Annotated in this window: 24 protein-coding genes, 1 tRNA gene and 1 rRNA gene; 6 read left to right on the top strand and 20 right to left on the bottom strand. The window is 38.4% G+C overall.

Features of this window, described 5'->3' with window-relative positions; genetic code table 11:
* Positions 1-25 precede the first annotated feature (25 nt).
* Positions 26-102 (bottom strand) — tRNA-Pro (locus ACMUMK_RS18575).
* A gap of 159 nt (positions 103-261) precedes the next feature.
* Positions 262-522 carry a DUF5062 family protein gene (locus ACMUMK_RS18570; RefSeq protein ID WP_414702651.1) on the bottom strand — a complete coding sequence of 87 codons (261 nt, stop codon included), beginning with the start codon at positions 520-522 and terminating at the stop codon, positions 262-264.
* Between the two features lie 163 nt (positions 523-685).
* Here ACMUMK_RS18570 and folD point away from each other — a divergent pair, with 163 nt between their 5' ends.
* Both folD and ACMUMK_RS18560 read left to right on the top strand, forming a co-directional pair.
* Positions 686-1,540 carry a bifunctional methylenetetrahydrofolate dehydrogenase/methenyltetrahydrofolate cyclohydrolase FolD gene (folD, locus tag ACMUMK_RS18565; protein ID WP_414702650.1) on the top strand — a complete coding sequence of 285 codons (855 nt, stop codon included), beginning with the start codon at positions 686-688 and terminating at the stop codon, positions 1,538-1,540.
* Between the two features lie 7 nt (positions 1,541-1,547).
* A complete protein-coding gene (locus tag ACMUMK_RS18560; protein WP_414702649.1) occupies positions 1,548-2,096 on the top strand; it encodes a DUF1415 domain-containing protein in 549 nt (182 codons plus the stop codon).
* 33 nt (positions 2,097-2,129) lie between these two features.
* Here ACMUMK_RS18560 and ACMUMK_RS18555 read toward each other — a convergent pair whose 3' ends face one another.
* From ACMUMK_RS18555 to ACMUMK_RS18540, 4 genes are read right to left on the bottom strand one after another with little or no spacing between them, the layout of a single operon-like run.
* Positions 2,130-3,164, bottom strand: coding sequence for a DUF4340 domain-containing protein (locus ACMUMK_RS18555; RefSeq protein WP_414702648.1), 1,035 nt, complete (start codon positions 3,162-3,164; stop codon positions 2,130-2,132).
* Entirely contained in the window at positions 3,161-5,047 is a 1,887-nt protein-coding gene (locus ACMUMK_RS18550; RefSeq protein ID WP_414702647.1) for a GldG family protein, read from the bottom strand. The genes ACMUMK_RS18555 and ACMUMK_RS18550 overlap by 4 nt, the downstream gene beginning before the upstream one ends.
* 2 nt (positions 5,048-5,049) lie before the next feature.
* Entirely contained in the window at positions 5,050-5,784 is a 735-nt protein-coding gene (locus tag ACMUMK_RS18545) for an ABC transporter permease (RefSeq protein ID WP_414702646.1), read from the bottom strand.
* Positions 5,784-6,707 (bottom strand): ABC transporter ATP-binding protein, encoded by a 924-nt coding sequence (locus ACMUMK_RS18540; protein ID WP_414702645.1) that lies wholly within the window; start codon positions 6,705-6,707, stop codon positions 5,784-5,786. Before ACMUMK_RS18540 ends, ACMUMK_RS18545 begins: the two co-directional genes overlap by 1 nt.
* 255 nt (positions 6,708-6,962) lie before the next feature.
* Here ACMUMK_RS18540 and ACMUMK_RS18535 point away from each other — a divergent pair, with 255 nt between their 5' ends.
* Positions 6,963-7,571 carry an AhpA/YtjB family protein gene (locus tag ACMUMK_RS18535; protein ID WP_414702644.1) on the top strand — a complete coding sequence of 203 codons (609 nt, stop codon included), beginning with the start codon at positions 6,963-6,965 and terminating at the stop codon, positions 7,569-7,571.
* A 23-nt stretch (positions 7,572-7,594) separates the two neighbouring features.
* Here the strand turns inward: ACMUMK_RS18535 and ACMUMK_RS18530 are convergent, their stop codons facing one another.
* The 10 genes from ACMUMK_RS18530 to rpoE form a co-directional block, all read right to left on the bottom strand.
* Positions 7,595-8,362: a TatD family hydrolase gene (locus ACMUMK_RS18530; RefSeq protein WP_414702643.1), complete on the bottom strand. Its 768-nt coding sequence runs from the start codon at positions 8,360-8,362 to the stop codon at positions 7,595-7,597.
* The gene (pdxH, locus tag ACMUMK_RS18525) at positions 8,362-9,003 is read right to left on the bottom strand and encodes a pyridoxamine 5'-phosphate oxidase (protein WP_414702642.1); all 642 of its coding nucleotides are present in this window, start codon (positions 9,001-9,003) and stop codon (positions 8,362-8,364) included. The genes ACMUMK_RS18530 and pdxH overlap by 1 nt, the downstream gene beginning before the upstream one ends.
* Positions 9,004-9,014: 11 nt before the next feature.
* Complete coding sequence (era, locus tag ACMUMK_RS18520) at positions 9,015-9,944, bottom strand: GTPase Era (protein ID WP_414702641.1); 930 nt, start codon at positions 9,942-9,944, stop codon at positions 9,015-9,017.
* On the bottom strand, positions 9,937-10,620 hold the full coding sequence (gene rnc / locus ACMUMK_RS18515) for a ribonuclease III (RefSeq protein ID WP_414702640.1): 684 nt from the start codon (positions 10,618-10,620) through the stop codon (positions 9,937-9,939). The genes era and rnc overlap by 8 nt, the downstream gene beginning before the upstream one ends.
* Positions 10,621-11,529, bottom strand: coding sequence for a signal peptidase I (gene lepB / locus ACMUMK_RS18510; protein WP_414702639.1), 909 nt, complete (start codon positions 11,527-11,529; stop codon positions 10,621-10,623). It abuts the gene before it with no gap.
* On the bottom strand, positions 11,530-13,326 hold the full coding sequence (gene lepA / locus ACMUMK_RS18505; RefSeq protein WP_414702638.1) for a translation elongation factor 4: 1,797 nt from the start codon (positions 13,324-13,326) through the stop codon (positions 11,530-11,532). It abuts the gene before it with no gap.
* A gap of 188 nt (positions 13,327-13,514) precedes the next feature.
* Positions 13,515-14,006 (bottom strand): SoxR reducing system RseC family protein, encoded by a 492-nt coding sequence (locus ACMUMK_RS18500; RefSeq protein ID WP_414702637.1) that lies wholly within the window; start codon positions 14,004-14,006, stop codon positions 13,515-13,517.
* The gene (locus tag ACMUMK_RS18495; RefSeq protein ID WP_414702636.1) at positions 14,007-15,032 is read right to left on the bottom strand and encodes a MucB/RseB C-terminal domain-containing protein; all 1,026 of its coding nucleotides are present in this window, start codon (positions 15,030-15,032) and stop codon (positions 14,007-14,009) included.
* Positions 15,013-15,642, bottom strand: a complete 630-nt coding sequence (locus tag ACMUMK_RS18490; protein WP_414702635.1) for a sigma-E factor negative regulatory protein — start codon at positions 15,640-15,642, stop codon at positions 15,013-15,015. The genes ACMUMK_RS18495 and ACMUMK_RS18490 overlap by 20 nt, the downstream gene beginning before the upstream one ends.
* 43 nt (positions 15,643-15,685) lie before the next feature.
* Complete coding sequence (rpoE, locus tag ACMUMK_RS18485) at positions 15,686-16,267, bottom strand: RNA polymerase sigma factor RpoE (RefSeq protein WP_414702634.1); 582 nt, start codon at positions 16,265-16,267, stop codon at positions 15,686-15,688.
* Positions 16,268-16,511: 244 nt separating this feature from the next.
* On the opposite strand from rpoE, the gene nadB reads away from it, so the two are divergent.
* A complete protein-coding gene (gene nadB, locus ACMUMK_RS18480; RefSeq protein WP_414702633.1) occupies positions 16,512-18,110 on the top strand; it encodes an L-aspartate oxidase in 1,599 nt (532 codons plus the stop codon).
* Between the two features lie 2 nt (positions 18,111-18,112).
* On the opposite strand, the gene ACMUMK_RS18475 is transcribed toward nadB, so the two are convergent.
* Genes ACMUMK_RS18475 through ACMUMK_RS18465 form a run of 3 tightly spaced genes read right to left on the bottom strand, consistent with a single transcriptional unit; the run spans position 18,113 to position 19,715 of the window.
* Positions 18,113-19,024: a MaoC family dehydratase gene (locus ACMUMK_RS18475; protein WP_414702632.1), complete on the bottom strand. Its 912-nt coding sequence runs from the start codon at positions 19,022-19,024 to the stop codon at positions 18,113-18,115.
* A gap of 6 nt (positions 19,025-19,030) precedes the next feature.
* A complete protein-coding gene (locus ACMUMK_RS18470) occupies positions 19,031-19,435 on the bottom strand; it encodes a protein YgfX (protein ID WP_414702682.1) in 405 nt (134 codons plus the stop codon).
* Between the two features lie 28 nt (positions 19,436-19,463).
* Positions 19,464-19,715, bottom strand: coding sequence for a succinate dehydrogenase assembly factor 2 (locus ACMUMK_RS18465; RefSeq protein WP_414702631.1), 252 nt, complete (start codon positions 19,713-19,715; stop codon positions 19,464-19,466).
* A gap of 160 nt (positions 19,716-19,875) precedes the next feature.
* Here ACMUMK_RS18465 and ygfZ point away from each other — a divergent pair, with 160 nt between their 5' ends.
* Both ygfZ and ACMUMK_RS18455 read left to right on the top strand, forming a co-directional pair.
* Positions 19,876-20,811 carry a tRNA-modifying protein YgfZ gene (ygfZ, locus tag ACMUMK_RS18460; RefSeq protein ID WP_414702630.1) on the top strand — a complete coding sequence of 312 codons (936 nt, stop codon included), beginning with the start codon at positions 19,876-19,878 and terminating at the stop codon, positions 20,809-20,811.
* 35 nt (positions 20,812-20,846) lie between these two features.
* Positions 20,847-21,332, top strand: coding sequence for an FKBP-type peptidyl-prolyl cis-trans isomerase (locus ACMUMK_RS18455; protein ID WP_414702629.1), 486 nt, complete (start codon positions 20,847-20,849; stop codon positions 21,330-21,332).
* A 567-nt stretch (positions 21,333-21,899) separates the two neighbouring features.
* Here ACMUMK_RS18455 and rrf read toward each other — a convergent pair.
* Positions 21,900-22,015: ribosomal RNA gene (gene rrf, locus ACMUMK_RS18450) — 5S ribosomal RNA — on the bottom strand.
* Positions 22,016-22,020: the final 5 nt, after the last annotated feature.

Here is a 22,020-nt window from a genome sequence, read left to right as displayed (position 1 = left end):
CGAATCAAACTAACATAGAGAAAAGTGGTCGGTGAGACAGGATTCGAACCTGCGACCCCTTGGACCCAAACCAAGTGCGCTACCAAGCTGCGCTACTCACCGACTTAACTCGAAACGTTTTCTCTATCTCGTTTCGAGGAGGCGCATATTACAGCTGCCCCCCCACCTCGTCAAACTTTTTTTTACTCTTTATTTTTAAGTGCTTAATTTTAATTCAATATGGTCATTTTTTAGAAGCTTTGCTTTATAAATCGACACTTTTTATTTATATAGGGGGTGATCTTTTGGAAGTTTATTTCTAAGCCATACTGCTAATTTATGTTTCATACTTAATAAATCTTCGCCATCAGCTGGTAAAGGCGTTATTAATTTATCATTTACGAGTAACCTATATATACATTCTATTTTTTGTTTTGAGGAGTCAGTAGCTGAGAATGTTTTAAACCCTCGATTTTTTGCATATGCCTCCCCTACTACTAACGCCTTTTTTAACAACTGTGATTCGTTAGGTATTTTTTTCATTGCTTTACCAAATCCTTATAATTGTGTACCACGTTATAACATTAAGTTAATAGATTGGCTTAAGAATTATTGCCATATTGGGTATTTTTATATCTTCCCAATTGCGACTATCACTTGCGATATGTGACAATAGTAACAACTAACATTTTTGGTTTAGAGATTTATGCCAGCACAAAAAATTGATGGAAACTTAATAGCAAAACGCATTAGACAGGATGTAGCAGCTCAAGTTGAGGCGATTACTTCAGCAGGTAAACGAGCTCCCGGCTTAGCAGTGGTTTTAGTTGGCAGTGATGCTGCTTCCCACGTTTATGTGAATAACAAGCGCAAGGCCTGTGAAGAAGTTGGTTTTGTATCTAAATCATTTGATTTACCAGCGAATACTTCTCAACAAAAGTTGTTAGAAATTATTGACCAGTTAAATGCAGATGACGAAATAGACGGGATCTTAGTACAGCTACCTTTACCTGCAGGTCTAGATAAAGAAGAGATATTAGAACGAATTAACCCCAATAAAGATGTGGATGGATTCCATCCATATAATATTGGGCGTTTAGCACAGCGTATACCTGCATTACGCCCATGCACGCCCAAAGGAATTATGAGTTTAATTGAATCAACTAAGCGTCCCATTAAGGGCCTTGATGCCGTAATTGTTGGTGCCTCAAATATAGTTGGCCGACCAATGTTTATGGAGTTGCTATTAGCTGGTTGCACAGTCACAAGTTGCCATAAATTCACTCAAGACTTGCAAGCTCATGTGGAAAGAGCCGATCTTTTAGTCGTCGCAGTAGGAAAAGCGTCCTTTATTCCCGGCGAATGGATTAAATCTGGTGCGATAGTGATAGATGTAGGTATTAACCGTAATAGTGACGGTAGCTTGGGAGGCGATGTAGACCACACATCTGCAATGGAGCGTGCTGGATGGCTTACCCCTGTTCCTGGGGGAGTAGGACCAATGACAGTAGCGAGCTTAATCGAGAACACTCTAGAGTCATATGTAAAATATCACTCTTAACTAGGCAATGACTATAATCAAGGACCAACAACAAATAATCACATCAATATCAAAATGGATAGAAGATGTGATTATTGGCTTGAACTTCTGTCCATTCGCTAAAAAAGAAGTGATACGAGATACAGTTAGATATGTAGTTTCAGAGCAGCTCTCTATCGATAAAGCACTTGATACCGTTATCGATGAATTGTCTCATTTAGATACCAACACCGAAACTCAAACCACGCTGATTATTTTCTCTAATGGTTTTGATGATTTTGACGATTATCTCAATTTAGTAGAGGGAGCGAATCATATTATTGAGGGCGGTGGCTATAGAGGTTTGTATCAAATTGCCACCTTTCACCCTGAGTATTACTTTGAGGGTGAAGACATAAATGATGCCGCCAACTTTACAAATAGATCCCCTTACCCAATTTTACATCTACTAAGGGAAGCAAGCTTAGAACAAGTATTAAAAACCTATCCAAACCCAGAAAACATTCCAGAAAATAATATTGCTAAAGCAAGGCAGTTAGGCGCGGATTATTTTAAACAACGCCTCAATAATTATTAATAAATAGCGTTATGTTTATAATGTTTTTATGAGTTATTGTGGGGATTCACCTTCGTCAATTGAGTATTGCTCAACACTAGTGTCAACCTCTGATTGGTTAGACGACTTGTCTTCCAAAAAATCAGAAAGGGATTTAATTAATTGCTGAGCTGTGAAATTAGACACTTGATATGCCCAAGCTCCCCAATAAGGCACACCATCAAAATTAGAAAAATAGACAATATTATCGTCACCTTTTTTACCTAAGTTAAGAGTGAAAAACATTCCATCTGTTAGGTGCAGTTCAAGTACAGTTAGTATTTCTAAAGATCTCGTTAACTCATAATCCTTCATTAATAAACGTTCAAATTTAAGGTCGGTAAGGGCAGTTGTAACTGAGCTTAAAACAGCCTCATACTTCAACTTAGAGCCTAATGGCATGTTATCAAGTGTTAAGCTAGAGCTTTGTACATCCCTAGTAATTGTCCAAGGTGCTTGGTCAAGTCTACTGACAGATACTATTTTTTCCGGTTGAAAAGGTAGTATAGGCTGCTGTAGCCAAGAGTATTTATCAACTGGTACTGAAATATTCCTATCAACTAGCCAAGATTGCGTCTCTGATGGTTTTCTAATAAAACTACCTTGCCCAGATTGAGCCGTTTTACCAACCAAAATACTTTGTGAAGCTTTCCCTGTTGAGAAAGTGATAAGAGTCGCAATGCTATCTTCAGCGTACAACGCTTGAAGACCCAACTCAGAAAATTTCTGCGGTTTTCTAGTTTTTGCCTCTAAATACCTAACTTGAGTAATGGCTTGCAGTAACTCAGACAAGTGTTTCTTTGATACAGGATACTTTGGCAAACCAGCTTGAATTGAAGCCAACCATACGCCATCTACGCTTTCAGCATTTAATAACCCGCCTTGAGAGTTTGTGATCTCAATACTTTTTAATGTATCTAAGGTGTCCCTAAAGTTTTCAAAAACCAACTCCGAGTTTGTAGGCTCATCAACCGGTTCTTGATGTAACCAAAAGCCAACACCTAACGCCAGCGTAACCAATGTACACAGTATAAAAAACGACTTGTTCATGCTGCAGTTGCTTCCTTTACATTTTGAACTTTAATCCGTGCTCTCGTTTTCAATAAGACTCTTAAAATGACAAGCAGCACAATAAACAAGATGGGAGCTAAAACAATATTGATTAACTTCAACCAGTTCCCTAACTCCTCGATGTCTTTGTCAAGTTGATGTCTGACATTACGCAAAGACTTTCTAATGGTTATTTTTTTCTCAACAAACTGATCAATTGCTTGTTGTTGCTCGGCGGTAATAACTAAACCTCCGCCATCACTTTGCTGACTCTGCAATTGAAGCAGTTGTTGCTCAGTCTCAGCTAATTGTGCTTCTAACAATTCTTCCTGCACTCTAAATTTTTGCTCAGCTATAACAGTAAGTTCATCCACCTTATTAAACGGGCGAGCGAAAACGCCTCGGCTACGTATGCTTATTAGTGCATCACTCCCTCCGAGGTTTTCAACAGCATTAATAATAAAATCACCATTATTTGCAAAGGGTGTAAAAATAGTTTGCCCAAAGAAATTAGACTGCTGCACCCAGAACCTGTCACTCAATAGATCTGAGTCCCCAACCAGAATGACATTTAACTTATTGGTTGATGTCACTAGCTCTTTTTCTGAAGTATCCAGCTCAATAGAGTCGGGGAAAGCACTAAACATACTATTGGCACTTCCACTAAATCTCGCAGCTAGCACTTTAGAAGTATTTTCGCTTTGATAAGCCTTTGATAAATCATCTGGCTCCCTAGTGAATTTGTATTCTTCAGTAGCCATTAAGTCAGAATTTTTACTAGAATGAATAAGTGGCATTAAACGTAACTTACTAGCTTCAGCTAATCCAATAACTCCAAAAGATGCACCATTTATTACATCCAGATTTGAAGTGACTACATCTTCTTTATCTAACTGCTCATCTGCCAAACCTATAAATCCAAAATGACGAGCAACCCCACCATCTTGTGTTCTAATGTCTAAGCCCGCCATTGCATCCAATAACACATTTTGGCTATCGAATTGAATTCCCCAGGCTTCCAATAACGATGATAAAACAGAGCCATTTTTACTCGGCTCTGCGCCTCCCATAATAGAAAGTGGATCGCTTTCATTTAACGGGTCAACAAAAGCTAATACCTTGCCACCGTGCATTGCATATTGATCAATAGAAAATAATAAAGAATCACTGTACTTCTTTGGATCAATCAACACTAAAACGTCAGTATTATCAGGGACATTAGTCGTACCACTGTCAAAAGTTTCAACATCAAATAGTTGCTGAAGCTGAGTGTAAAAAGTCCAAGCAGGCTCTATCTGCCCTGTCATAGGGTTTTGTCCACCAGCTATAGGAAGATCAGTGATTAACGTAACATTAACTGGCTCAGGATCAGTCAATTGGTATATCAATTTACTAATTTCATACTCTAGAAACTTCTCTTTTTGAGGATCAAAAAAAGCTATAACTTGCTGCTCGTCTAGCGCATTGGTAGCTGCAAGCCCAAGATATATGGACTCACCGGCCGCACCTATTGTTGCTGCGGTTAAACCGAATTGGTCAGCTTTATCTTCTTGCTCAGAGAAGGCTTCCGGATCTAAAACATGTAACTTTAATTTTCCTTTTGCTAATGTTTGGTACTCATTGAGTAAGCTTTCCACTCGATTTGCATAATTACGCAAGCTCACCATATTTTTTGACGCTTTGTTAGAAAAGAAAAAATACAAATTTATAGGCTCATCAATGCCGTTGATAACGCTTTTCGTTCCTTCAGATAGTGAATAAACTTTATTTTCAGTCAGGTCTAACCGGTAAGGTGTTAGAAGCTTATTATTGATGAAAACCAATGCAATGAATAAGATAGCAACCAAAAATAAGCTGATATATGAGGACAATTTAGTTTGCATGATTAATCTGCCTTCTTTTGTTCAATGATTAGCATGCCCGCATATAACCAAACAAGCGTAACTAAAAGAAAATAAACAATATCAGCGAGTGCTATTACACCTTTCGCCATGGCTTCAAAATGAGTTAAAAAGCTAAACGAAGCCACCACATCAATCACAGTAGCAGGCGCCCAAGATTTAAAGGCATCCAGCACAATATTGGTGCCGCTCACTACAAAAGCGAAACAAACAACCACAGCTAAAATAAACGCTATAACTTGATTTTTAGTCAGCGCTGACATACACAAACCAATGGCTAAAAATCCACCCGCCATAAACCAGCTACCAATATATGCAGCTAAAATTATACCGTTATCTGGTTTGCCTAAATAATTGACTGTTAACCACAGAGGAAACGTCAACAACAAAGACAAGCCTAACACCGACCAAGCAGCTAAATATTTTGCAAGCATTGTTTGAAACACGCTAACTGGCAGAGTCATCAACAGTTCTATCGTGCCGGTTTTACGCTCTTCTGACCAGGTACGCATAGCAATAGCCGGTACCAAAAATAAAAACAGCCATGGATGAAAGTTGAAAAAAGGTAACAAATCAGCCTGCCCCCTTTCATAAAATCCCCCTACAAAAAATGTAAATACAGCTGAAAGAATTAAAAAAATACCTATAAAGACATAAGCTACGGGAGATGCAAAAAAGCTAGAAAACTCTCTCTTAAATAAAATGCCGACTTTATTCATCAAACACTTACCTCTTGTGTAATATCTCTAAAGACTTGGTCAAGGCGCCCCTGCTCTACAAACAAGCTATCTACTGGTAACCTGCAATGTTTAGCATGCTCTGTTACCGAGTGTAAAATTTCAGCACCAGGTAAAGGGAAAACAGTTACTCGTCTATTTGCTAAGTCTTCTTCCATAGACGCTACCCCTTCCAACTCTGCTAACTCAGAAGCATCGGCCGGGTAACTAAACTGTAATGTTACTGCGCCGTAATACTTAGACTTCTGATTTAATGCGTTGGGTGTACCGTCAAACAGTAATTTACCCTTTGATATGATCATGACTCGATTGCAAACCGCTGTCACTTCTTCAAGAATATGTGTAGAAATAATAACAATCTTATCTTTTGATAAATTCTGAATAAGTTTACGAACTTGGTGTTTTTGGTTGGGGTCTAAACCGTCAGTAGGCTCATCTAAGATTAATATTTGTGGATCATGAATTATGGCTTGAGCAAGTCCAACTCTGCGTTTAAAACCTTTGGATAGATTATCTATAGGTTTATTTAATACTTCATGGAGCTCAACTTGCTCAACAACATCATTAACCCTAGCGATTCTATATTTACCTTTGAGGCCTCTAATTTTGGCTACAAACAGTAAAAATTGATAGGGCGTCATATCGTCATAGGCGGGAGCCCCTTCAGGTAAATAGCCTATTTTCTGTTTTATTTTTAAAGAATCTTGGCCTATGGATAAGTCATCAACACTTATATTACCGCCGGAGGGAGTCAGAAAACCGGTAAGCATCTTCATTGTTGTTGACTTACCGGCACCATTTGGCCCTAAGAAACCAACAACCTCTCCTGGGCGAATATCAAATGAGATATCATTTACTGCAGAGAAGCTACCAAATGACTTACATAAATTTTTTACAGAAATCATAACCGTCCTAAAATGATTGAAGATTATTGCCTAACAAATATGGAGGCCTTAGTAATGTTTTCAACACAATTAGGGTACCATTTAAATAGAAAGTGACGACAAATATTCTAATAAATTAAGCTAGTTGACACATATAGTTATCATCCCAATTAGCTTTAATAATTTACACTTAATTTTATTGGTTACAGAGTAGTTATCCAAGCAACTACGTTAATTTACTTGGCTTGTTGCCTGTTTTATCATATTGTTTTAATTATGGAAAATTCAAATACTGCATTTGTAGTTACGCCTCAGCAAAAGCCTAGCCGCTATTCAATTTTTAAACGGATAGCAAATTTATTATTGGTTGTAATAGGTGTACTCACATCTATTAACCTATGGCTAATAAATTCGGAACAAGCTGCAAATTGGCACTACAAACAAGCGAATCAACTCGGAATCAGTTTAGTTAATCTATCTGGTAACATGCTGACGACTGCCATACTTGAGCAAGACTCAGAAACCCTAGTGAAACAGTTAACGTATATTACTGATGATCCACATGTTTTAGGTGCGACTCTATATGATAAAAAAGGCCGTTTATTAGCTGATAATAAGAGTGCATCATCACTGGTAGCAGCTCACAAAATTGGTGACTATCCCCCATTGGTATTCGTAAGAAATATAGTTTTTGAAGACCAGGTAATTGGCTACTTAACATTGCTACTAAAAAAGAAAGAAGTAATGCGCTTTCATAGTGAGTATCAAAGGCAATTAGACCAACAGCTACAAATGTTAATGCTGTTGGCTGCAGTTGGCGGAGTATTAGTAGCAAGAGCTTTCTACAAGTTTAAAATCAAAAGAATTAATAAAAAAAAGCAGTAGCTTTTTGGCTTTAGAAGCCGTGTTCAGACATTTATTAAATGATTATGTACGTTTTTAAAACAAGCCTCTTGCAGCTCTTCTTTAGACTCTTCTCTTAGCTTAGTAAGTGCGTCAAAAACCAATGGAAGTTTTAGGGGGGAGTTTCTAAGTCCTTGGTAACCATGAATTGGCATGTCTGGGGCATCTGTTTCTAACACAATACTAGACACAGGGATTTGCTGTATAGCATTGCGGGTTTTATTTGCCCTAGGATAGGTAATTCCGCCACCAACCCCAATAGCGAAGCCCAATTCCACATAAGCCTCTGCTACCTGCAGACTACCTGAAAATGCATGCACGATACCGCCATACTTAAGCTGACTCTGTTTAAGTATTTGGATAATTTCGTTATGTGATTTTCTATGATGAAGAATAATAGGTAATTCAAAATGTGCCGCTATCTCTACCTGTACTTGAAAAACCTTGAGCTGCAATTTCCAATCAATAGAGATAGCCTTATCTAAGCCAATTTCTCCTAAAGCGACTAGCGTTTCTAGGTTTTTCTCTATTGAGTTTTCTAATTTTTTGAGGTGGCTATTCTGATAACTATCTAGAAAATAAGGATGTAAACCAAAAGCATTTCGTATCGAAGGAAAAGCGTTAGCCAAACTAAGTTGGCGTTCAAAATATGCCAAGCGCGTGCCTGGCACAATTAACTTAGATATACCAAGCTTATTACACTGCTTAATAACATCAGCCCTATCAAGATCAAACTCGCTGAAATCTATATGGCAATGACTATCTATAAACATTAAGGCATTAAACGTTCTGTCTGCCAGATACCTTGCTGGTTCTTAGTGTATAAAAAGCGGTCATGTAACCTGTGTTCGCCTCCTTGCCAAAACTCAATCTCGTGAGGAATAACTCTATAGCCTCCCCAAAAAGAAGGTAATGGCACCTCACCGTTTGCAAACTTGGCTTTAGCTTCATTAAATTTAGCCAACAAAACCTGTTTACTACTAATGGGACGACTTTGAGCTGAGGCAAAAGCAGCAACCTGACTTGGTTTAGGTCTAGATAAAAAGTACTTTGCAACTTCTGTCTTAGTTAAGGGCTGAACATAACCACATACTTTTACCTGGCGCTCTAGTATATGCCAAGGAAAATGTAGAGATATTTTGGGGTTACGAGATAGATCCTGTGCTTTTTTACTTTCTGTATTGGTATAAAAAACAAATCCTTTTTCAGAGAAGTCTTTAAGCAAGACTATTCGTTGCGAGGGCTGGCCTGACTCATCAACAGTAGCAACTGTCATTGCCGTTGGATCTCTCAAGTCAGCGTCAATTGCGTTTTGCAACCAACGTTCAAAAAGTGCAAACGGCTCAGGGGTAAGGTCAGCTGTATCTAAACCAGCTTGAGTATAATCTCTACGAATATCACTTATTGAACGCATAAAATGCCCTTCTAGTTATCCATTCCATAACCTAAGCTCCGCAGTGCTCTTTCATCATCAGCCCAACCAGACTTCACTTTTACCCATAGCTCTAGGTAAACCTTAGTATCAAACAAAGCTTCCATATCTTTACGAGCTTCTGCACCAATGGTTTTTAAACGTTGACCACCTTTTCCAATAACCATGCTTTTCTGTGTGTCTCTTTCCACTAAAATCAAACCATTTATTCTATAAACACCATTATCGGCTAGCATAAATTGTTCAATTTCAACCGTGATAGAATAAGGTAACTCATCACCTGTAAATCGCATTAATTTTTCTCTGACAATTTCAGCAGCCATGAAACGGCTTGAGCGGTCAGTAATATAATCGTCTGGATAATAGAATTCGCTTTCAGGCAAAGTTCCAAAAACCAAATCCCTTAGCTCATTTACATTCTTACCTGTTTTAGCTGATATTGGCATAATGTGTTTAAATTCGTGTTGCTCATTCAACCATTGCAAATGAGGCATCATCAAAGCTTTATCTTTTACATTATCTGACTTATTTACGATTAACCAACAAGGAACATTTGCCTGTTGTACCTTAGTTAACACCATTTGATCATCGTCAGTCCACTTAGTCCCTTCAACCAAGAAAAGTACCAATCCAACATCAGCAATAGAGCTTGAAGCTGCACGATTCATAAAACGGTTGATAGCTCGCTTTTCTTCAATATGTAGTCCAGGAGTATCAACATAAATAGCTTGACGATTTTCTTCTGTATCTATCCCCATAATTCTATGGCGAGTAGTTTGTGGCTTACGTGAAGTAATACTCACTTTTTGCCCTAAGAGTTTATTTAATAAGGTCGACTTTCCTACATTAGGTCTTCCAACAATCGCTATCATGCCGCAGTGTGTTTTTTCCACTGGATTTAAATCGTTTATTTCATCAACCATGTGTAAGTTTCTCTAAGACCTTTTTAGCCGCTTGTTGTTCTGCTCGCCTGCGACTGTTGCCTCTTCCTAAAACACTCTGTTGCAGACCTTCTACCTTACATTCAACATAAAAGGTTTGGTCATGAGACTTCCCCTTCACATCCGTTACTTCATAAAGGGGTAATGGTAGTTTATTACCTTGTAAATACTCCTGAAGACGGGTTTTGTCATCTTTCGATACCGCATCAGGGTCAAGCGCATTGATGCGATGAGCAAACCACTCTAGTACTAGTGCTTCACATTTATCCATTCCAGCTTCTAAATATATAGCACCAATAATGGCTTCCACAGCATCAGCTAATATTGAATCTCTACGAAAACCACCACTTTTAAGCTCACCTGGACCTAATAATAAAAGGTCGCCAAGTTCAAACTCTCTTGCTACTTCTGCTAGGGTATCCCCTTTAACTAAACTAGAACGCATGCGAGTTAACTTGCCTTCTGGTTGAGTTGGAAAACGCAAATAAAGAGCTTTACCAATAACCATTCCGAGAATAGCATCACCTAAAAATTCTAAACGCTCATTATGAATTTTATTGGCACTTCTGTGCGTCAACGCTAGTGTTAAATTGGCAGGCTCAGCAAAGGTATAATTTAAACGTTTATATAAAGGTAAGTAAGGATCAACTGAAGACATTTATATAATACTACCCACACGTTCAAATCTAACACCTGTAGGGATCCAGCTCGGAACCCAGCTGCTAGGCACTCTATCAAATTCAAAGCTAATCCAAATGGCTACAGCTTTTCCTACTAAGTTTTCTTCAGGTACAAAGCCCCAAAAACGGCCATCTTCACTGTTATCACGGTTATCACCTAACACGAAGTAATGACCTTCGGGCACGATCCACTCGTCATTTTGTGTTCCTGGCTGCTTAAAGTAACGACTCGTATAATTGGAACGTCCAGGTTTTCTATAAATTTGATGAGTCACATCACCGAGTTGCTCTGTATATTTTTCAAGAGGTGTAAGTTGTTGATATGCATCACCTCTTGTCTCAAATGTCAGCTCAACAGTTTCCATTGGTGGGCAATTCTCAGCGCTATCGCAGGCTGGCTTAATCTGTAACTGCTTGTTACGGTATATTACTGTATCTCCCGGTAACCCAACTACACGCTTTATATAGTCTAAACTAGGATTGGGGGGAAATTTGAAAACTACCACATCTCCTCGCTCAGGCTCACCAAGATCAACAAACTTTTTGCGAGCTACTGGATCTTTCAAGCCGTAAGAAAACTTTTCTACCAAAATAAAATCCCCTACTAATAAAGTAGGCATCATAGAGCCTGATGGAATTTGAAATGGTTCGTACAAAAATGAACGTAAAATCATCACAAAAGCGATAACAGGAAAAATTTGTTGAGCAGTATCCACTAACCAAGGTAATTCAACATCTTGATCTTTAGACATAACATCTGAGCTAGTATTACTCGCAATAGCTTGACGCTCACGACGTTTAGGAGCAAACATTAGGCTATCAATAAGCCAAATTAACCCAGACGCGACTGTCAACACCACCAGAAAAATTGAAAAATAATTAGCCATTTACTTTCCTACCTTTAACAATGCTAAAAATGCTTCTTGCGGTAGCTCAACATTACCAACTGACTTCATGCGTTTTTTACCTTCTTTTTGTTTCTGTAACAGCTTCTTCTTACGACTAATATCGCCACCATAACACTTAGCGGTTACGTTTTTACGCAACTGTTTGATTGTACTTCTGGCTACAATCTGATTACCAATTGCCGCTTGAATTGCTATATCAAACATCTGTCTAGGGATGAGTTCTTTCAGTTTTTCAACTAGTTCTCTTCCACGGGTAACAGCGTTATCCTTATGTGTAATCATAGCTAACGCATCAACCCGCTCTGCATTTATCAATATATCTAAACGAGACATTTGTGCTGGTTGGAAACGTTTGAAGTTATAATCTAAAGAAGCAAAGCCACGACTGGTTGATTTCAACCGATCGAAAAAGTCCATTACCACTTCAGCCATGGGCAAGTCATAGGTAACGGCAACTTGTTTTCCATGGTAAGTCATATTGGTTTGCATACCACGCTTCTCAACACACAAAGTTATTACATTACCTAAAAACTCTTGAGGGACTAAAATATGTGCTTCAACAATTGGCTCTCGAATTTCTTCGATATCATTTACAGGAGGTAATTTTGAAGGGTTGTCTACATACACAGTTTCATTACTTGTGGTCACAACTTCATAAACCACGGTTGGTGCAGTGGTAATCAAATCTAAATCATACTCACGCTCTAAACGCTCTTGTATGATTTCCATATGCAACATGCCTAAGAAGCCAATTCGAAAACCAAACCCTAGTGCTGAGGAGCTTTCAGGTTCAAAAAATAAAGACGCATCATTTAAACTTAATTTAGCAAGTGCATCTCGAAAATCTTCATAATCATCTGAGCTAATAGGAAACAGCCCTGCGTATACTTGGGGTTTTACTTTCTTAAAACCAGGTAAAGCTTCTGCTGCTGGCTCCCGTGAAAGTGTAATGGTATCCCCTACTGGTGCACCATGAATCTCTTTGATACCTGCAACAATAAACCCAACCTCACCGGCTTTTAAAACTCCAGTATCAGTTGCTTTAGGAGTAAAAATACCAACTTTGTCTGCCTGATGTACTCCACCGGTCGACATAATTTTTATCTTATCGTTCTTACGTAACTCTCCCTGCATTATGCGAACAAGAGATACCACACCTTGATAATTATCAAACCAAGAATCAACAATAAGCGCTTTAAGAGGGGCATCAACTTCTCCCTCTGGAGGAGGAACTTGGCGAACAATGACCTCCAATACGTCTTCAATACCAATACCTGTTTTAGCCGAACATCGCACAGCATCAAGAGCGTCGATACCAACAATATCTTCAATCTCTTCAGCAACACGGTCAGGCTCTGCTTGAGGTAAGTCAATTTTATTTAGAATTGGAACGACTTCCATATCCAAGTCGATAGCAGTATAACAATTAGCCAATGTTTGAGCTTCAACACCTTGACCGGCATCAACAACTAATAATGCCCCTTCACAGGCAGCAAGAGAGCGCGATACTTCATATGTAAAATCAACGTGCCCTGGTGTATCTATAAAGTTTAGTTGATAGGTTTCACCATCTTTAGCCGTGTAATTCAAAGTTACACTCTGTGCTTTAATGGTGATCCCCCGCTCCCGCTCAATATCCATTGAATCAAGTACTTGGGCTGCCATTTCTCTTTCTGTAAGCCCACCACAGTGCTGAATTAAGCGATCTGAAAGTGTGGATTTACCATGGTCAATATGGGCGATAATAGAAAAGTTACGTATGTGCTTGTGCTGCATAAAGTTTTAGAATTTACCATGTCTCTGAGCATCCCTAACAGTCAAGATTCATTTTCAAAACGGCTGATAGGAGCAAATGATTAAATAGAGGGCGATTTTACAGTTTTATCCCTCACTTTGCGACATAACAAGAACATTGTTTATAGCTTTTATGGTAGAAAGTGAATTTAATGTAAGGAAAACTTGTGTTATTGAACTTGTTTCACATCAATTCTTTCTTGATCTAGTGGCAAGACAGAAATTATATGAGGGTGGAATTTTTCATCATCATTTCGTTTTAGGTATTTTTTTACCGAAACGAAGCTAATAAACGTACAAAAGAACGTAAATAAAATAGTCAAAATCTCTGCATCTTCTCCCAAAATTGGAAGTAAATATTGAGCTAAAACAGCCGACGATATCATCGCAAACATTGGTATGACATAGACAATAAATGAGGCTTTGAGTACGCTCTGCTCAGTGATACCTAACTTAACTTTTTGCCCTATAGCGACAGACTCATTAAACTCAAATTGCAGCAGTTCTTTTTTTCTTGAGAAAGCCTTAGCAATGCTTCCTGTCCCACAATTACTTTGAGATCCACAACTACTACAAGTTGACTTAACCTGAGTTTCTACCCAAACAAATTGTTTGCTGTCGTGCCTTTTTATATCATTGACAGTACCAATTTCTTCAATCATTTAATTTACACGTTTAATAGAATTAGCAATTCGATTAGCAGTTTCAGCAGGAATTTTCCCAATGACGGTTATATTAAGTTGGCCATGCTGAATAGTTAATAACGTATCTGATTGCACCGTACCCACTAAATTTTGAATTGGCTGACCATTACCAAAATCTTGTAAATAAATAGAAACGTCAACTAAACCATCACTCAACATTATATATTCGACTGTTTTACCGGTTCCAGATAAACGATGTAAGTCTCGTTTAACAACCTTCATTCCAACGGGTAAATAGTTAATTTCCCAAGCTGAATCTCTTAGTTTCTTAGATTGGTAAGTTACAATTTCAGGCAACATACTATCTTCAATCTTAGAGAAAAATTCGTCGGGCGAGGTGGTAACATTTAAGCCTGTAACTTGAATTTGCTCCAACAACTGAGAATCTAAACTAAACATATTTAGTTTTAGTAATAAGCCAGTATTTTGGTCTAACCAAAGGTTTAAGCCGTAGCGAGTTCTATCTTTACTCAACACCCTAATTTGTTGAGCTGCACGTCCAGCAATTCTGCTGCGCCCAATCATAAAAAAGTCATAAGCATCTTTTAGTTTTTCAGGATTACGTAAAAAATCATTTGGGAAAGGACCGTTAATTATAGTGGATGACAAACTATAAGGCGGAACATTAGGCTCAAAGTAACTTACTTTATTTCCTATCCGTACAACCTCTCGGCCCGGACCATTTAATAAGTTAAGTTGCTCTACTTCAACACCGCTTTCCTCAACACCATGAAGCCATAGGTAGGGCTGAGCATCGAGTCCAGGCTTTAACAACACAAGCGAAATACTATAGTTTAAAGATTTCATTGCATGTGACATTTTAGCTAGCCAACTTTCAGCGGTTTCCGAGGGCTGACTAGCTGTATGAGTGGGAACTTCTTTTTCTTCATTTACCGCTTCTTGGGCGTTACCACTAAAAGCAGTTAATGAAAAAAGTAGAGCACTAAAGGCTCCACTAATTAGATTATTCAGGAATGTTTTCAACAGTTTTAACCTGTTCCTCAGCAGTTGAATCTTGTTGCGACCTAGAAGCTGTATTATTGGATACCTGCTCAGATGTTCTAAAACGCATTTGCTGATTATGATCAACAATGTATGCATTAACTTTTCTTCTTTGCTCTACTTCGTTTGTCTGTGGCAATGCTCGAGTCTGATCATAGCTCACCGGAGATAGACCACCCTGCACACCTAAAATAGGCGGCGCTGCATTAAAAGGTGTATCTGTGTCAGCTTGATTTAATTGCTGCACCCCAAGGATCATCGCAACGGCCACTGAAGCAGCAACAGCCATTTGTCCACCTTGCTTAGCAAAAGGAATAACACGCCCAATAATTGGTACATTACCCCAGCCTTTTTTCGGAGCAATAATTGCAGGCTCAGATTCTAAAGCTTGCGCAACGTTAGCTGCGATATCAAAATTTAATTCAACTGGCAGTTCTTTTCGCAATCCGTCGCGGATTAAGTGGTAGTTATTCCACTTTTGCATTAACTCTGTGTCATTTTTCACATCGTCAATCAAATGATTATCTGATGAAGAAGTCGCTTCTACTTCTCCATCGACTAACACTGATAAATCTTCAAACTTTTGCGACATACAATACAGTTCCTGCTAATTTTTTAAAAATAATTTATCTAATTTAACCATTAGTTAGTAATGGCTGAATTACTTTATCTAACGCTTCCCTAGCTCTAAAAATTCTTGATCTTACGGTACCAACAGGGCAATCCATTACGTTAGCAATATCCTCATAACTGAGCCCCTCTAATTCACGTAAACTTATAGCCATGCGTAAATCTTCAGGTAACCTGTCCATTGCTTCAAATAATAATTTAGACATTTGATCCGACATCAAACTTTTTTCAGGAGAATTATTCTCCTTTAGTGCATCGCTCCCATCATAAAAGTCAGCTTCTTCTGCATCTACATCATTTGCAGGAGGCTTTCTTCCTTGAGAGACCAAATAGTTTTTAGCACTATTAACTGCTATTCGATATAGCCAAGTATAAAATGCACTGTCCCCTCTAAAATTTGGTAGGGCTCTATAGGCCTTAATGAAGGCTTCCTGTGTTACATCAGCGACGTCACCAGAATTCTTTACGTACCTAGACACTAAATATGCAACTTTATGTTGGTATTTATTAACCAACAAGCCATAAGCATTTTTATCGCCTCTTTGTACTCTTTCAACAATTTGTTGATCTATTATTTGCTCGCTCATTCGAGCCCTTACTCCTCACGAAAATATACCACGGCTCATGCAAGCACTAATATTGACTGCAGATAAATTAAAAAGTTCTCTAAACAATCACTTTTTTATTATAAAGATAAAAAATTAAACACTCGGAGCTAAATCCAAGTCAACTAAAGCCAACACGAATACGAAAAAACGTTGTAATTTACAGCCTGTAAATTAGTATTGCCAGCCTTATATATGAATTACGATCGACAAAACAAGCTACCTTATGCATTCTACCATCGAACATCAATGTGACGTACTTATAATTGGCAGCGGTGCGGCCGGCCTTAGCCATGCTTTAAAACTAGCCGAAACATGCCAAGTCATAGTTTTGAGTAAAAGTGATATTGCAGAAGGCTCTACTAAATACGCTCAAGGAGGCATAGCTGCAGTTTTCGACGAAAGCGATTCTATAGAATCCCATGTTAATGACACATTATTAGCAGGAGCTGGACTATGTGATAAGGAAACTGTCGAATATACAGCTTCGCAAGCAAAGCTGTGCATGGAATGGTTAATAAAATTTGGAATGCCCTTTGATCAAGAAAAAAGCACAAACGGGGAAACTCGTTTTCATTTAACAAGAGAAGGCGGCCATAGCCACAGACGCATTTTACACGCAGCGGATGCAACTGGTGAAGCGGTTCAAACTACGCTAATTGAAGCTGTTAAACAGCATCCAAATATTCACCTATTCCAGCGTTACAATGCAATAGATTTAATTAAGAGTAAAAAAGTAGAAAAGCATTTACTAGGTGCTTATGTTTGGAATAGAAAAACAGAAAGTGTAGAAGTTATTCGTAGTAAGTTTGTTACATTAGCGACAGGTGGAGCGAGTAAAGTCTATCAGTACACGTCAAACCCTGATGTTGCTAGTGGAGATGGAATAGCAATGGCATGGCGAGCTGGTTGCAGAGTAGCAAACATGGAATTCAATCAATTTCATCCTACCTGTCTTTATCACCCAGAAGCGAGAAATTTTCTCATTACAGAAGCCTTGCGAGGTGAAGGGGCGAAGCTATGTCATCCAAATGGCGAACCTTTCATGCATAAATTTGATGATAGAGGTGATCTAGCGCCAAGGGATATAGTAGCAAGAGCAATCGATTTTGAGATGAAGCGTCTAGGTGCTGATTGTATGTATCTTGATATTAGCCATAAGCCAAGTGACTTTATCGTTAAACATTTTCCAAACATATATAGAAAATGTAGATCTTTAGGCATAGATATAACAAGAGAGCCTATCCCTGTGGTACCGGCAGCCCACTACAGCTGCGGTGGAGTATTAACCGATAAGAATGCTAAAACTGACCTTAACAATCTATTTGCTATTGGTGAAGTTGCCTATACAGGCCTACATGGAGCCAACCGAATGGCAAGCAACTCTTTGTTAGAGTGTATTGTATTCGCTCATTCTGCCGCTAAATTAATCAGCTCAACACTAAACAAAGATCCATTGACTGAAAAAATCAGTCCTTGGGATGAAAGTAAAGTCAGTAACTCAGACGAAGAGGTGGTGATTCAACATAACTGGCATGAGTTAAGATTATTTATGTGGGATTACGTCGGTATAGTCCGTACGACTAAAAGATTAGAAAGAGCCAAACACCGTATAAAATTACTAAAGCAAGAAGTTAACGAATACTATTCAAATTTTAAGGTTAGTAATAATCTACTTGAGCTCAGAAACCTATTAACTGTGGCTGAGTTAATCGTAAAATGCGCTCAAGAAAGAAAGGAGAGCCGAGGTTTACACTTTAACTTAGATTACCCGAACCAGCTTGAAAACCCTCAGCCAACCATATTACAGAATAAACGCCTATAAATTTACTGTGTATGCAATGATTGTATCTTGCCTATCAGGTGTACTTTTGAGCCAACACTTTCTACATTGAAAGAAGTTCCTACGCTTTGCTTACTATCTGTATTAAGTAAAAATAGATCAACTCTATTTGGCAAATAGATAGGCTTTTTAAATTCTACTTTCACTGAGAAAGCCTGACTTAAAGCTTTAGGGTCCGCAGAATTTATCATCGATAGGCACCAAGACTTTGTCCACATCCCATGTGCAATATGTTTATGAAAACCAAATCCTTTTGCCAGCCATTTAGCTAGGTGTATGGGATTAAAATCACCAGAACACTTAGCGTAAAGTCTCCCCAAATTTGAATTTAACTCAATACAACCCCAATTAAGCTTGCCAAGATGAGCTTGAGAAAAGCCTTTATCATCTTCTTTGTTGGAGGTTTTTTTGTTTTTGAACAAATACACACTAGTACTTTCCCAAACCAATTTACAACGACTGTATACCAGCACTTTGATCGAGAATACCCAGCCTTTAGGGTGTTCCTTTAAATCTCCAAACTTACATTTTAAATCTAGTTTTTCATTTACCCTTACAGGCCTAAATTGAGTAATTCTATTTTCTAGATGTACTAAACCTAATAGTGGAAATGGAAAATTAGGTAACGACATTAGTGAAATATGTAACGGGAAAGCTAATGTGTGAATAAAACAGGGATGAATATACTCTTTGCTATCGACCCATTTGGTTACTGAATTAAATTTTAGACAATCTTCATTATTTACAAGCACATCACTTACTTGATATTCAAACGAGGGTAGGCCGTCGATTAATTCGCTTATTCTCTTTCTTGAAAGAAAACTAAAAGCAACTTTTACTAATAAAGACGGAGGACTTGGAATAGTTTTCAAAACCTCTATTTGCTTTTGTTCCATCTAGAATTAGACGTTATTTTGAGAGTTTTGCTGCTGAAAAATAATAGCACGACAAAGCCTTCTGAAATCTCGTGTTTCAGCCTGATCTTTAAATACAAGCCTCCATTTTGACTCAGAAGAATTAAGCGGAGAAACCATATGTATGAATAGAGCTAAACCAGTAATTCTAGACTTAGCAGTAAGCTGCCAGCTGACTTGATCACCCAATTTAGTTTCTAACCACTCTCCTCTTTCTGAAAAGAAAACCACAGCATGACTATTTTTTTCAATCTGAGATAGTGATTTGGCCCCAAGGATAAATATCGCCAAACCGCACAAGCTTTGTAATACAAGCTGTCCCCTTATGACATTAGGCTGCCATGTAAATATAGAGACAATAAATCCTAAATAAAGAGCCAGTAACAGAAACACCCTATATTTAGAGGGTTTTAAGTCAACCCTATACTTTGACACGATTCAAGATATGTTCGATCATGCTATTAATCTCGGCATCCTTACAGGGTTGATGGCCCATGAACCAAGCATATAAATCAGGATCATCGAATGTTAATAAACGCTCGAATACTTCTTGCTTTTCAGAAGAGAGCTCTAAAAAACCAGACTCAGCAAAAGGCATAAAAAGTACATCTAGCTCTAACATCCCTCTTCTACAAGCCCACTTTAGACGACCATATCGTTGTTTATCAAACATATAAAACCTCACAAACCTTATAAACTTACTCAGTCATAGATACTGACTCAAAAGATCTGTTAATAGTAGCAGTAAACTAGTTTTCTTTTTAGATATTTCCTTGGTAATTCAATCTACTCCCCCATATAAAGGTTAAAGAGATCATCGTAGAGAAATACTAATGTCTGTTAATCCATCTGAAATTACAAATACAAGTTATACATGTGAATTAAATGAAAAAGGAATTATTGAGTTAAAGGGGCAAGACCGCATAACATATCTTCAAGGACAAGTAACAGCTGACATAGAAAGCTTGTCAGAAAGCACATCCCTCCTTTCATGCCACTGCGACTTCAAAGGTAAGGTTTGGAGCGTATCAACTGTTTTACCATGGAAAGAATCTTTGTTACTACTTACTCATTCCAGTGTGTTGACAACCTCATTAACTGAGCTAAAAAAATACGGTGTATTTGCCAAAGTAGAAATTGAAAATACTAGCGAAAATTGGCAAGTATTTGGCGGTAAAGGTCCTAAATTTGAAGACCATATAATCAAAAACTTTGGGCAGCTTCCCAAAGGACACCAATCCATATTAAGCAGTGACGCCGGCATAGTTGTATCGATTGAGACTCCCTCTCAACGCTATTTAGTATTACAACAAAAAGGCACGCAAGCACCACAGCTAGAAAATGAAAAACAAAGCTGGGAGTTTGACGATATCATGTCTGGATTGGCTGAAGTTCGAGAAAACACCAGTAACGAATACGTCCCGCAAATGCTTAATCTACAAGCTCTAAATGCCATTAATTTTGAGAAAGGTTGCTATATGGGTCAAGAAGTTGTTGCTAGAACAAAGTACTTAGGACGTAATAAGCGCGCAACATTTATCCTTTCGTCAGATACCAATTTAGAAGACCTTACTGGTGACAGTTTAGAATACCAAGTAGGAGACAATTGGCGCCCAGGAGGAAAGATATTGAGAAGTGCAGCAATAAAGAATCAAACAGCTATATTGGCTGTATTACCAATAGATACTGATATTTCATCCATTTTTAGGCTAAAATCTAAACCTGATATAAAATTTATCACTCAAATATTACCGTACGAAATACAATAGCTCACGCTAATAAAGCTCACATTCACAGGAATACTATGCTCATAAGTAATAATACTGTCGTCACAATGCACTTCGTTGTTTCTTCATCAGATGGCACTCAGATTGACTCTTCAAGAGACAACGAACCAATGATATTTCTTCAAGGCAGTCATTTTCTTATTGAAGGTTTAGAAAATGAGTTAGAAGGAAAATCAAAAGGCAGTAAATTTGTATTAGATGTAGAGCCACAACTAGCTTATGGTGAACGTCACGACGAGTTAGTTCAAGCGGTGCCTAAATCAATGTTTGAAGGAATGGATGTAGAACCAGGCATGACATTTAGAGCGACTACAGATGATGGCGAACAATCAGTGATGATCATAGACATAACTGATGACGATGTCATTGTTGATGGTAATCACCCCCTATCTGGATTAACGTTAACTTTTGACGTTGAGGTTTTAGACGTAAGAGAAGCCACTGAAGAAGAAATAGCTCATGGGCATCCCCATACAGAGGAAGGCTGTGGCCACACTCACTAAAATAAATTGAACAATTGTTAAGGCGCTAGATATAGCGCCTTTTTTATTTCTATTTCAATAATAAAACTAAAATAGATAAACCAGCATAAAGTTGCCACCTAAACCTCACCAATCAAATTGCCATTATTATAAATAAGTGTCCAAACCAGCCTTAACTTATCAAAAATTGACAGCAAATAAGGGCTACCCTTTATGAAAACCTTCACTGTGAGGCACTGTTTTTAAATAGGAGTCTGCGAGGCTTGCCATCCAGTAGTGTGCGGGGCACCCCGTGCGACCAACAAGGATGGTGGAAGTGCAGAAAAATGTCTAGAACATTTTTTTGTGTACTCTCGCATGGGAGTGAAGGCGATTTGCTTTTAGCTGCGAAGCAGCGTAACCGCCTGAACGACAGGAGCTCTGCGACTGTCCGGGAATCCACTTCGTGACGGTTGACTGCTGTGTAGCAATGCGCATTTGCGCTTAGAGTAAGGGCTATCCATACACATCAACAGCGTATAAATACCTTAAACACACCACAAAACAAAAAAGGGCTACCCTTACGGATAGCCCTTTCTCTAAATAAGAGTCTGGCAGTGTGCTACTCTCGCATGGGGAAACCCCAAACTACCATCGCCGCTAATGCGTTTCACTTCTGAGTTCGGAATGGGATCAGGTGGGACCGCATCGCTATGGCCGCCAGACAAAA

It is taken from the genome of Paraglaciecola sp. 2405UD69-4 (assembly GCF_047525415.1).
Lineage (GTDB): Bacteria > Pseudomonadota > Gammaproteobacteria > Enterobacterales > Alteromonadaceae > Paraglaciecola.
Note: the sequence above shows the minus strand (reverse complement) of the source record. Positions and strands in the feature narration are given on the sequence as shown.